Annotated in this window: 11 protein-coding genes; 5 read left to right on the top strand and 6 right to left on the bottom strand. The window is 71.3% G+C overall.

Annotated features, from left to right (window positions below):
* Positions 1–24: 24 nt before the first annotated feature.
* A complete protein-coding gene (locus ACFSC0_RS00970) occupies positions 25–213 on the bottom strand; it encodes a hypothetical protein (protein ID WP_377281214.1) in 189 nt (62 codons plus the stop codon).
* A gap of 27 nt (positions 214–240) precedes the next feature.
* Positions 241–2,520 carry a family 1 glycosylhydrolase gene (locus ACFSC0_RS00965; RefSeq protein ID WP_377281215.1) on the bottom strand — a complete coding sequence of 760 codons (2,280 nt, stop codon included), beginning with the start codon at positions 2,518–2,520 and terminating at the stop codon, positions 241–243.
* Between the two features lie 143 nt (positions 2,521–2,663).
* Here ACFSC0_RS00965 and galE point away from each other — a divergent pair, with 143 nt between their 5' ends.
* Together galE and glf are read left to right on the top strand one after the other, a co-directional pair.
* Positions 2,664–3,767: a UDP-glucose 4-epimerase GalE gene (gene galE, locus ACFSC0_RS00960; protein WP_377281216.1), complete on the top strand. Its 1,104-nt coding sequence runs from the start codon at positions 2,664–2,666 to the stop codon at positions 3,765–3,767.
* A 272-nt stretch (positions 3,768–4,039) separates the two neighbouring features.
* Entirely contained in the window at positions 4,040–6,304 is a 2,265-nt protein-coding gene (glf, locus tag ACFSC0_RS00955; RefSeq protein ID WP_377281217.1) for a UDP-galactopyranose mutase, read from the top strand.
* 57 nt (positions 6,305–6,361) lie between these two features.
* On the opposite strand, the gene ACFSC0_RS00950 is transcribed toward glf, so the two are convergent.
* The gene (locus tag ACFSC0_RS00950) at positions 6,362–6,562 is read right to left on the bottom strand and encodes a hypothetical protein (protein ID WP_377281218.1); all 201 of its coding nucleotides are present in this window, start codon (positions 6,560–6,562) and stop codon (positions 6,362–6,364) included.
* A gap of 169 nt (positions 6,563–6,731) precedes the next feature.
* Between ACFSC0_RS00950 and ACFSC0_RS00945 the strand changes: the two genes are divergently transcribed.
* Entirely contained in the window at positions 6,732–7,484 is a 753-nt protein-coding gene (locus tag ACFSC0_RS00945) for a sulfite exporter TauE/SafE family protein (RefSeq protein WP_377281219.1), read from the top strand.
* Here the strand turns inward: ACFSC0_RS00945 and ACFSC0_RS00940 are convergent.
* On the bottom strand, positions 7,468–8,034 hold the full coding sequence (locus tag ACFSC0_RS00940) for a hypothetical protein (RefSeq protein WP_377281220.1): 567 nt from the start codon (positions 8,032–8,034) through the stop codon (positions 7,468–7,470). The genes ACFSC0_RS00945 and ACFSC0_RS00940 overlap by 17 nt on opposite strands.
* Before the next feature lie 637 nt (positions 8,035–8,671).
* Here ACFSC0_RS00940 and ACFSC0_RS00935 point away from each other — a divergent pair.
* Positions 8,672–9,487, top strand: coding sequence for a calcium-binding protein (locus tag ACFSC0_RS00935; RefSeq protein WP_377281221.1), 816 nt, complete (start codon positions 8,672–8,674; stop codon positions 9,485–9,487).
* 132 nt (positions 9,488–9,619) lie between these two features.
* Complete coding sequence (locus tag ACFSC0_RS00930) at positions 9,620–10,066, top strand: hypothetical protein (RefSeq protein WP_377281222.1); 447 nt, start codon at positions 9,620–9,622, stop codon at positions 10,064–10,066.
* Here ACFSC0_RS00930 and ACFSC0_RS00925 read toward each other — a convergent pair.
* The gene (locus ACFSC0_RS00925) at positions 10,063–10,716 is read right to left on the bottom strand and encodes a cupin domain-containing protein (protein ID WP_377355031.1); all 654 of its coding nucleotides are present in this window, start codon (positions 10,714–10,716) and stop codon (positions 10,063–10,065) included. The two genes, ACFSC0_RS00930 and ACFSC0_RS00925, sit on opposite strands and share 4 nt — an antisense overlap.
* Before the next feature lie 105 nt (positions 10,717–10,821).
* Positions 10,822–11,151 carry a DUF5961 family protein gene (locus ACFSC0_RS00920; protein WP_377355030.1) on the bottom strand — a complete coding sequence of 110 codons (330 nt, stop codon included), beginning with the start codon at positions 11,149–11,151 and terminating at the stop codon, positions 10,822–10,824.
* Between the last annotated feature and the right edge of the window lie 20 nt (positions 11,152–11,171).

Genomic DNA, 11,171 nt, shown 5'->3' with positions numbered 1-11,171 from the left:
GGGAGGTAGGATCGCCGTGTGGCGCTACGCCCGGTCCGCCGTCGAGGTCTCGCCGCGCCCCCGGCTGTCGGGAGACGGCCGCTGGCCCTTGGCGGTGGTGGAGCCGGCGGGATCGGCCGAGGCGCGAGACGCCGCGCCCTTGCCGCCGCCCGTGCCGCTGCTCTTGCTGTTGCCGCCCTCGCGGGCCTGGGATGCGGTCTTCTTCTGGGCCATCACGCGCCTCCGTTCACTGGCAGGCGATCAACCCCGGCCCACCCGCGCGCGTTCCCGCCGCGCCTGTAGCCGGCCGACCTCGGTGTGCGGCGGCACGGTGCGGTCGACCCAGGCCTCCGCCTCGCCGGCGAACTCGGCCGAGCTGACCACGGCGGCGTAGCGGCCGATGGCGTTCTCCAGCGACGGCAGCAGTTGGCCGCGTTCGGTGCCCAGCGCCACGTTGGGCGGCCGCTGCGCCGCCCAGCCGAACTCGGCCGCCGGGGCGCCCCGCACCAGGTCCACGTCCATGTCCAGGGTGGCGGCGATCAGCTGGCCGAACTCGGCCCAGGAGACGGCCCCCTCGTTGGCCAGGTGCCAGAGGCCGGCCGCGCCGTCGATGGCCAGGTCCAGGACGGTCTCCACCAGGTCCGGCACATAGGTCGGCGAGACGATCAGGTCGCTGGCCGCCAGGACCTCCTGGCCGCTCTTCAGCGCCCGCAGCACGTGGGCGGCGAAGTTGTAGGGGTCGTAGGGGGAGAAGAAGGCCGCCGTGCGGACCATCAGCGCGCGCTCGCTCGCCGCCAGCACCGCCGCCTCCGCCTCGGCCTTGCTGCGGCCGTAGACGTTGAGCGGGGAGGGCGCGTCGCTCTCCACGTACGGGCGGCCCAGCCGGCCGTCGAACACCAGATCCGAGGAGAAGCCGACGAAGGCGACGCCCGCCGCCTCGCAGGCCTGCGCCAGCCGCACCGCGCCGGCGGTGTTGGCCTCCATGCAGCCGTCGCACTCGGTCTCGGCCTCGTCGACCCGCACCCAGCCGGCGGCGTTGACCACCGCCCAGGGCCGGTAGGTCCTCAGCGCCTCGGCCACCGAGGCCGCATCGCCCAGGTCCAGCTGCGCCCGGCTGGTCAGCACATAGTCGATGCCGCGCCACTCGCAGGCCCGGGCGATCGCCTTGCCCAGCGTGCCCGTCGCGCCGGTGATCAGCAGCGGCCGGGCCGGCGAGGTCGGCGCCCGCCACTCGCTCCGCGGCTCGGGCGTCTCCATGGTCCGGAACACCGGTTGGAACTCCAGGCGGATGTCGCGCCGCCACCAGCCGGGGCCGTCGGCGACCGGGTGCCGCGCGACGGTGGGGTCGGTCAGGCTCTTCAGGAAGGCCGCCGCCGCGGTCGGCCGCGGCTCGCCGCCGCGCAGGTCGAACACGCCCGGCTCGTAGTGGCCGATCCGTCGGGTCAGCAGGCTGTTCCAGTCGTAGGAGCCGAGCAGCGCCCAGGCGGTCACCGCCTCGATCGGCGCGCCGCGGTCGCGCAGCCGCAGCGCCGCGTCCCAGGCCTCGCGCAGCCAGCGCACCTGCTCCTCGCGGGTGCAGCCGTTGTGCGCCTCGGTCACCGCCAGCGGCAGGCCGTAGCGGGTCCAGGCCTCCTCCAGCGCCCCCTCCAGGCCGCCGGGGCCGGGCAGGGCGACGCGCACCGCCTCCACGTCGGCGTAGGCCATCCGGCCGTTCCCGCCGCAGCGCTCCGGCGGATAGTTCTCGCAGTGGTGGTCGAGGAAGCGGTCGCTGGTCAGGTAGTGGTTCACCCCGATCACGTCGGGCGGGCAGGGATCGGCCGCCAGCGCCTCGAGCCTGGCCTGCAGGCCGAAGCCGCACAGCCGCCGCCAGAACGGATGGTCCGGCGTGACCTTCCCGCACAGCAGGTCCCAGGTCATCCAGCGGCGGGTGTTGTCGAACTGGGCCTGGTCGGCGACGGCCCGCGTCGAGTAGGTCCGCCCCAGGTCCTCGGTCTGGATCAGCCGCGCCTTCGGGTTCACCGCGCGGATCTCGCGCATCGCCAGGCGCACCGCGTCCACCTGGTTGACCAGCGCCGACCAGAAGAAGCTCTCGTCCGCCAGGTGCGGGTACCAGTGGCCGTAGAGGCAGGAGAAGCGGGCGGTGGTCAGCGGCTCGTTGACCGGCGTCCAGTCGCCGATCCACGGATAGCGCTCGGCGACCGCCCGGGCGTACTCGGCCAGGCCGGTGGCGAAGCCCTCGTCCACCAGACTGGTCCGCTTGGGCCCGCTGCCGTGGTGCACGAGCCCGGCGATCGGCCGCACGTTCAATTCGCGCAGCCGGTTCAGCCGCTCGTCGGTCCAGGACCAGTCGAAGCGGCCGCGCTCCGGCGAGACCCGCTCCCACAGCACCGGATAGCGCAGCGCCTTGACGCCGAGGCTTGCGAACAGGTCCAGGTCGGAGATCCGGTCGTGGTGGCCGCTGCGGCGGGTCTGGTCGTAATAGGTCCCGCGTACGCGGTTCACCGTGCACTCGTGACCGCCCCAGAGCTCGAGTTCGGACATCGGATCCCGTCGGCCTCCCGCAGCCTCTGCAGAGCACCTTAAGATTGGGGCGTGAAAATTCGTTCCGAAACCGTCATTTGCTAAGCTTCGCTGTCGGCCGCCCGACACTGGAACCGAGGCTTTGGCGTAGGAATTTATCCCGCATGGAACAAGCTTCGAGGGGCGCGGTGCTTGTCACCGGGGGGGGCGGCTACATCGGTGCGCATACGGCCAAGTCTTTGGCCGAGCAGGGCTTTCGTCCCATCGTGTTCGACAATCTGAGCTCGGGCTTCCGTGAGGCGGTCCGCTGGGGCGAGTTCGTCCACGGCGACATCCGCGACGGCCGGGCGCTGCGCGAGGCCATCGAGGCGCACGGGGTGCGCCAGGTCATCCACTTCGCCAGCCTGATCGAGGTCGGCCGCTCGGTCGTGCGCCCGGACCTGTTCTGGGACGTCAACGTCCGCGGCACGGCCAGCCTGCTGGACGCCATCAGGGACTGCGGCGTCGAGCGGCTGGTGTTCTCCTCCAGCGCGGCGGTCTACGGCCAGCCCGAGGGGCTTGCGGCCCGCGACCTGCTCGCCGAGGGCCTGCCGACCGCGCCCACCAGCCCCTACGGCGACACCAAGCTCGCCTGCGAGCGGATGATCGAGGCCTACTGCCGCGCCTTCGGTCTCTCGGCCGTGGCGCTGCGCTACTTCAACGCCGCCGGGGCCGACCCCTCCGGCCTGATCGGCGAGGCGCACGACCCGGAGACCCACCTGATCCCCCTGGCCATCGCCGCCGGCCTCGGCTTCGGCAAGCCGCTGACGGTGTTCGGCCAGGACTTCCCGACGCCCGACGGCGCCTGCCTGCGCGACTACATCCACGTGGTCGACCTGGCCGCCGCCCACGTCGCCGCCCTGGCGGTGGAGCTGCCCGCCGGCGGCTTCGAGGCCGTCAATGTCGGGACCGGCCACGGCTGGTCGGTCCTGGAGGTCATCGACGCCGTGGAACGGACGCTCGGCCGTCCGGTCCCGCGCAGCGTCGGCGCCCGCCGGCCGGGCGACCCGCCCAGCCTGATCGCCGACCCGTCCCGGGCTCGCGACCTGCTCGGCTGGAGCCCGGCCTGCTCGTCCCTCGATCAGATCGTCCGCGACGCCGCCCGCTGGCATTCGAACCAGCGCTATGGGCGGGCGGCGCGCGCCGAAAGTGCTTCAGGCGCCCAAGATCAGCCGCGGATGGCTGAAATAGAAGGAGGTGATCGTCCCGGCGTGCGTAGTGCTGTTTGAGATGAACTCCCTCAAATGAGTTAAGCGCCCGATTTTCCTCCGGAAACGGCAAGAACTTCGGGAACCCGAGTTTGCGCCGAGACGTTGGTGAGGCGCGTCGTCGTCCAACTTAGTCCAAGAGGAATCCGGCCTTGAGCACGCAATGGGGTCCAGGCGCCAATGGCGCTGCGCCGTGGAAAACGCAAACCTCTGCGCGTGGCCGAGGTCGTCAGACTCTGATCTGCTTCTCCCATCTGCGGTGGAATTTCGTCTTCCAGAGGCCGCAGCACCTGATGACCCGCTTCGCGCAGGATGGTCGCCGCGTGATCTTCTGGGAGGAGCCGGTGGCCGGGACCGAACCGGTTCCGAGCCTGGACGTCCACACCTGCCCGCAAAGCGGCGTGGTGGTCGCCACCCCGGTGCTGCCGGACGGCCTGACGGCGCCGGAGCGGGAAGCGGCCCAGCAGCGGCTGCTCGACAACCTGCTGGCCGCCCACCCCGGCGACCTGATCCGCTGGTACTACACGCCGATGATGCTGGGCTTCTCGCGCCACCTGGACGCGGCCTGCACCGTCTACGACTGCATGGACGAACTGGCGAACTTCAAGTTCGCCCCGCCGGAGCTGGCCGGCCGCGAACGCGAGCTGTTCCGCATCGCCGACGTCGTCTTCACCGGCGGCTACAGCCTCTACGAGGCCAAGCGCGACCGGCACCCGAACATCCACCCGTTCCCCTCCAGCGTCGACCGCGCCCACTTCGCCAAGGCGCGCGAGGCCCAGGAGGATCCGCAGGACCAGGCCGGTCTGCCGCGCCCCCGCTTCGGCTTCTATGGCGTGGTCGACGAACGGATGGACCTCGACCTGCTGGCCGCGGTCGCCGACGCCCGCCCCGACTGGAGCCTGGCGATCGTCGGGCCGGTGGTGAAGATCGATCCGGCCGACCTGCCGCGGCGCGACAACCTCCACTACCTCGGCGGCAAGGGCTACGAGGACCTGCCCCGCTACCTCTCCGGCTGGGACGTCGCGCTGATGCCCTTCGCCATTAATGAGTCCACCCGCTTCATCAGCCCGACCAAGACGCCGGAATACCTGGCGGGCGGCCGCCCGGTGGTCTCCACGCCGATCGTCGACGTCTGCCGCCACTACGGGGACCTGGATGGGGTGAAGATCGCGGCCACGGCCGACGACTTCGTCTCCGCCTGCGACCAGGCCCTGGCGCTCGCCCGCTCCGGCGGGGCCTGGCTCGCCGAGGTCGACCGGACGCTCGCCGAGCTCTCCTGGGACGAGACCTTCCAGCGGATGGACCAGCTGATCGGCGAGGCCATGGCCCGCAGCGAGGCCGAGGCCGGCGCCGTCCTGGCCAAGACCATTCCCGCTCCGGTGGTGCGGCCGGCCTCGCGGCGGCGGCCCTTCGACTACCTGATCGTCGGCGCCGGCTACGCCGGCTCGGTGCTCGCCGAGAGGCTGGCCAGCGGCCTGGGCAAGCGCGTCCTGCTGATCGACCGCCGGGGCCACATCGGCGGCAACGCCTACGACGAGAAGGACGCCGCCGGGGTGCTGATGCACCGCTACGGCCCGCACATCTTCCACACCAACTCCGACGACGTGGCGAGCTACCTCTCCCACTTCACCCGCTGGCGGCCGTACGAGCACCGCGTGCTCGCCTCGGTGCGGGACGGCCTGCTGGTGCCGATGCCGATCAACCGCACGACGCTGAACGCCCTCTATGGCCTGGACCTGCAGACCGACGAGGACGCCGAGGCCTTCCTGGAAAGCCGCGCCGAGCCGGTGGAGAAGATCCGCACCAGCGAGGACGTGGTCGTCTCCAAGGTCGGCCGCGAGCTCTACGAGACCTTCTTCCGCGGCTACACCCGCAAGCAGTGGGCGATGGACCCCTCCGAGCTCGACAAGTCGGTGACCGCCCGGGTGCCCACCCGCACCAACACCGACGACCGCTACTTCACCGACAAGTTCCAGGCGATGCCGGCCGACGGCTACACCCGGATGTTCGAGAACATGCTCGACCACCCGCTGATCACCATCGAGACCGGCGTGGACTTCGACGACGTCAGCGCCGAAGCGGCCTACGATCGGCTGATCTACACCGGGCCCGTGGACGAGTACTTCGGCCACCGCTACGGCCCGCTGCCCTACCGCAGCCTGAAGTTCCGCCACGAGACCCTGGACCAGCCGTGGTTCCAGTCCGTCGGGACGGTGAACTACCCGGACGAGTCGGTGCCCTACACCCGGATCAGCGAATACAAGCACATGACCGGCCAGGTCTGCCCGCGGACCACCATCACCTACGAGTACCCGGCGGCCGAAGGCGATCCCTACTACCCGGTGCCCCGCCCCGAGAACCAGGCCCTCTACAAGCGCTATGAGGCCCTGGCGCTCGACACCCCCGAGGTGACCTTCGTCGGTCGCCTGGCGACCTACCGCTACTACAACATGGACCAGGTCGTGGGGCAGGCGCTGGCCACCTACCGGCGCATCGCCGAACGCGAGGGCCGCACCGTCGCCGTCACCGCCCGCGGCGCGACCGCCGCGGCCAGATAGCCGCAGATCGTCGCGTCCGCCTCTCCCGCTGGGCGGGAGGGGCGGGGTCGCGCCGCCTCAGTCCCTCGCCACCCAGGAGGTGACGTGGGCGTGGACCTTGCGGACGATGACCGACGGGCCGGAGAAGCTGAACTCGCTCACGAACAGCCCGCGCTTCTCGGTCCAGCGGACCGGACCGGTGTCTTCGCTCGTCAGGATCTGGCGCAGGCGGCTCCGCTTGGATCGCGGCACGAACGAAACGTAGGTCGCATCAGACACGGCGACACCTCCACTGTTGCCGGCTTGAGCGGTCCGGTGAGTCCCGGGCGAACTCGTGGCGGAGTTGGGACGATGTCGCCTCAATCGTGACGCCGGCCTTCGCCGCCGGCGCAGGCTCGGTGCGCCCATCGCGAATTGCCCGCCCGCGCCGGCAGGGCCCAGATGCGGCATGGCCGACCTGCTGACCCCTGGGTTGATCCTGGCCGCCGCGGCCACCTTCCTCTTCGCCGGCCTGGTGAAGGGGGTCACGGGCATGGGGCTGCCGACCTTCGCGATGGCGGTGCTCGGCTCGCTGGTCTCGCCCGCCGCCGCGGCGGCGTTGCTGATCGTCCCTTCCTTCGTCACCAACCTGTGGCAGCTGCTGGCCGGCCCGGCCTTCGCCGGCCTGGCGCGCCGGCTCTGGCCGATGATGGCGGGGATCGTCGCCGGCACGTTCGCCGGCGCCTCGCTGCTCGCGAGCGGCGACACCGGCGCCTCGACGGCCGCGCTCGGCGCGACCCTCGTGGCCTACGCCGCCTGGTCGCTGCTCGGCCGCCAGCCGCGGGCGCCGGCCAGGCTCGAGCGCTGGGCCTCGCCCATCGTCGGCCTGGCCACCGGGCTGGTCACCGGCGCCACGGGCGTGTTCGTCGTCCCGGCCGTCCCCTACCTGCAGGCCCTCGACCTGGAGAAGGACGATCTGGTGCAGGCGCTCGGCCTGTCGTTCACCGTCTCGACCCTGGCCCTGGCCGGCGCGCTCGCCGTGCGCGGCGCCTATCAGGTCGGGGACCTCGCCGTCTCGACGTTCGCCGTTCTGCCCGCGCTGGCCGGCATGTGGCTGGGCCAGGAGATCCGCCGCCGCGTCAGCCCCGCCGCCTTCCGGCGCTGGTTCCTGGTCGGCCTCCTGCTCCTCGGGGCCGAGATGCTCCTCAGGCCGCTCTTCTGAGGCCGGCCGACCTGCGGAACAGCGCGGCCGAGGCCAGCCACAGCGCCGAGAAGAGGCTCGTGCCCATCACCGTCTCGTAGAGCCCGTCGTCGCCGGGCGAACCCAGGCCCGCGGCCAGCGCGGCGGCCCCGACCAGCACCTGCACGGCCGCCGTCGCGAACATCGCCCGCGCCATCCCGCCCGCCCGGAAGCCGGCCATCGCCGACCCCAGGACCGCGACGGCGATGACGCCGAAGAAGATCAGGTTCGCGGGATTGTCCTCGCTCCCCAGGAAGCCGACCGCGCCATTGACCAGGAAGAGCAGGGCGGCGGCCGCGACCGCCACCGCGGCGCCGGCCCGGTAGGCGAGGTCGCCGGACGCCCGCACCGCCAGCTCCACGACCAGCCCCGCGCCGCCGAGCAGGACGGCCAGGGTGACGTAGTCCGACAGCGTCCAGGGCGCCCGCAAGGCCAGCGGCGCCAGCAACGCGCCGCCCGCGCACCCCCACGCCGCCATCCGCCAGATCCGCCCGCGCCGCGCGCCCGGGCCGTTCGAGGCTCGCTGGTCCATCGCTCCGCTCCTTCGACGAGATGTCCGACACCTATCCCGGCGGCGTCGGGCCCTGATGCGGTCGATGTGGAATTTCCGTGCAGCCGGGTGGCTTTCGAACGCCGGCCGCCGATCAGGAGGTCGCGGCGCGATTCTCAACTCGGAGGAATTGCTCCTGCGTCGGGCTCGCGCAGTGCTAGAATAGCGCACTCGCCTCCCACGCGAATATTCACGAAATGGGTAGAAAAGGTCTGCTCATCCGTCGCGGCGCGCGCGAATACATGCTGACGGCCAAGATCAGATGTTTCCCTCTTGTTGCAACAATTAGCGCATGGATCTTGCGAATAGGGCGAGTGGGCGCATCTGTGCGCTGGAAAGGCGGCCGTCATTCTACCCAGGGAATTTTTTCTAACCTTCCTTGAGGGCCACGAATGCTGACGCCGACGAAGAACCCAATTTGGGTTCGGGCCCGATGAGTCTCTGCGGCGAAGATCTTCTCCACCGCACAACTAGGCGTGGTGGAAGAGGGTAAACCGAACCATAAGCGCCCCATAATGGCGCCCCCGGTGATCGCGGTTCTTTGTGCGCTCAAGCGCCCATCGGCGTGAAAACTTAAGCAAAGCAACGGGCTGGGCCTGTCCCGCCCGGGGGGCATGACGTGATCATCAACGGAACCCACAACAACGGCGTCGAGGTGCTGACCGGCGGCGACGAGAACGACATCATCAACGGGCTGGCCGGCAACGACCTCATCACCGGCGGCGAAGGCGACGACGTGATCGTCGGCGGACCCGACACGCCGGTCGCCAAGCCGCCGGGCAACAGCAACTATCCCGACAACGACGAGATCTACGGCGGCGGCGGCGACGACGACATCGCCGGCGGCTACGGCAACGACGAGATCTACGGCGAGGACGGCGATGACGCCCTTTCCGGCGGCGCGGGCAACGACCTGCTGGTCGGCGGCGCGGGCGACGACGGCCTGTCGGGCGGCGCCGGCAACGACACCTTCCGGTTCACCTTCGGCCTGAAGGCCAACACCCAGACGCTGAAGTTCTTCGAGTACGCCGAGAATCCGGCCCAGCAGGCGAACCTCAACGCCTGGAACAACGCCTACGCCGAGTGGACCGCCTGGGTGAACAGCCTCGGCGGCGACTGGGGCGACGACCAGGGCGGGGCGCTGGCGGTGAACTGGAACGGCAAGGCCCGGGACTTCACCCAGCAGTTCGTCGCCGGCGACGTCGAAGCCACCATCACCACCTACGAATTCGAAGGCGAGGGTGTGGACGTCATCAGCGACTGGAACACCGGCGACAAGCTGGAGTTCGCCGGCCTGACCGCCGACAACTGGGACGACTTCCTGGACGTCGCCGTGGTCGGTTCCGACACGGTCGTCAGCTGGGCGGGCGGCAGCATCACCGTGGTCGGCGTCGATCTGACCAGCAACTTCGCCAGCTACGTCAACTTCGTCTGATCCCGCGCGGGCGAGGAGGAAGGGGCGCCCGCCGCGGCGCCCCTTCCGCCGTCCGCTGTCAGGGCCGTTGCGTCCGGGCGGCGCGACGAAATGGTTATCTCCGCCGGCCCGAGCGTCCTGTAGGCAGGGCCGATGCGGAAGCTTTCACTGATCCTCCTGGCGGCCATGGCCGCGGTCGGCGCTCCGGCCTGGGGTGCGCCCTTTGCGGTTCTCTACGCGGAGGACGACAACATCGCGGCCGTCGACTTGGCCACCGTGGAGACCACCGGCTCGCTCGCGCGCTACGAGGTGGTGACGGTCCAGCGCGCGCCCGCCGAGCTGGCGGGGTTGGAGCTGCCCGACGAGATGCGCCACTGGAAGGAAACCGACTGCGCCGGCGACCGGTCGCGTCTCGTCCGGATGGCGATCCGCACCGCCGGCGGCGCGCTGGAGACGCCGGCCTGGGCCCAAGGCGAGGGCGAGTGGACGGGGATCGACCCGCGCGAACAGCGCCTCGTCTGCGAGAAGGCGCGGGCCAGGACGCGGTACGCCAACCTGGACGAGCTTCGGGCGGCGCTCGGTCTGCCGTCGGCGGACTAGTCGAACGTCGCCGGGCTGGAGAACGGCCGGTCGGCGTCCACGACGAACATCACCAGCTGCTCCAGGTCCTCGCGGCCGGTGCTGACGAGCTGCATCGTCATCCCGGGCTCATGGCCGTTCATCGCCGCGCCGGCCTCCAGCCGCGCGATCCCGTGCGGCGTCTTCTGCGTCAGCTGGCCCTTCAGCACGTAGAAGGCCTCGGAGCCCGGGTGGGTGTGGACCGGCGTGGCCGCGCCGGGCGGGCCGCCTGCGCGGTTGACCCGGAGCAGGTAGCGCGAGGCCGGCGGAACGGGGACCGGCCCCACCTCGGCCAGCTTGCGCCCGCCGGGGCTCGAGCCGCCCGCCGGCCCCAGCGTGAACAGCCAGGCTTGCCCCCAGGCCTCCGCCGCCAGCGACAGCTCGCCCGCCGCCGCCCGCGCCTGCTCCAGCGACGGATAGCTCTCCACCCGCCAGTAGAGCGGCGCCTGGGGCAGGGCGGCGACCGTCCTCTCCGCGATCGGCTCGACCAGGAAGGCCGCGCCTGGTCTGGCCGCCTGCAGCCCGTCCAGTCCCGGTCCCAGCGGCTGCGCCGCCGCAGCCGCGGACCACGCCATCGCCACCGCCGCCGCTACGGGCCCCAGCCTGCGCATGCTCATCGCCTCCGAGCTCATCCAGAGGATGTCACTCGCTGAACCAGGCGCCTAGCCGGGCCACGTCGCCGGCATCCGGGGCCGCCGATCGGACGCCAGGGTCGGCGCCTGCCGCCCGGGACAGGCTCAGCCGGCGGCGGCGGTCGCCCGCGGGCGATGCGATCCCGAGTCACAGGGCTCCAGCGCGCCGGCGCCCAGGTCCACCACGAAGCACTGCTGCTCGCCGCTGGCCTGGTCGCGAACGATCACCGTCACCTCGTCGCCGTCGTCCGGCGCCGGATGCCAGACCTGGACGAAGCTCAGCGCCGCCGCGGCGAACCCCTCCGCCTCGACCTCATGTCCGTGCGCCCCATCGTGGGCGGGGTAGGCGCAGTAGCGGGACAGCTCGCTCGTCGGCATCGAGGACGACTCCTGGTGGTCGGTGACCTGAACGCGGCCGAGGCGAAATGGATTCACGCGTAGATTGCACCTTGCAC

It is taken from the genome of Phenylobacterium terrae, assembly GCF_042681205.1.
Taxonomy (GTDB): Bacteria; Pseudomonadota; Alphaproteobacteria; order Caulobacterales; family Caulobacteraceae; genus Phenylobacterium; species Phenylobacterium terrae.
The sequence above is the reverse complement of the archived record's forward strand: the minus strand, read 5'-3'. Positions and strand labels throughout refer to the sequence as shown.

What these genes read in the sequence shown, in the direction of transcription:
- ACFSC0_RS00970 (WP_377281214.1), bottom strand. Translation starts at nt 213, where the DNA reads ATGGCCCAGAAGAAGACCGCATCCCAGGCCCGCGAGGGCGGCAACAGC.
- ACFSC0_RS00965 (WP_377281215.1), bottom strand. Translation starts at nt 2,520, where the DNA reads ATGTCCGAACTCGAGCTCTGGGGCGGTCACGAGTGCACGGTGAACCGC.
- galE (WP_377281216.1), top strand. Translation starts at nt 2,664, where the DNA reads ATGGAACAAGCTTCGAGGGGCGCGGTGCTTGTCACCGGGGGGGGCGGC.
- glf (WP_377281217.1), top strand. Translation starts at nt 4,040, where the DNA reads ATGACCCGCTTCGCGCAGGATGGTCGCCGCGTGATCTTCTGGGAGGAG.
- ACFSC0_RS00945 (WP_377281219.1), top strand. Translation starts at nt 6,732, where the DNA reads ATGGCCGACCTGCTGACCCCTGGGTTGATCCTGGCCGCCGCGGCCACC.
- ACFSC0_RS00940 (WP_377281220.1), bottom strand. Translation starts at nt 8,034, where the DNA reads ATGGACCAGCGAGCCTCGAACGGCCCGGGCGCGCGGCGCGGGCGGATC.
- ACFSC0_RS00930 (WP_377281222.1), top strand. Translation starts at nt 9,620, where the DNA reads ATGCGGAAGCTTTCACTGATCCTCCTGGCGGCCATGGCCGCGGTCGGC.
- ACFSC0_RS00925 (WP_377355031.1), bottom strand. Translation starts at nt 10,716, where the DNA reads ATGAGCTCGGAGGCGATGAGCATGCGCAGGCTGGGGCCCGTAGCGGCG.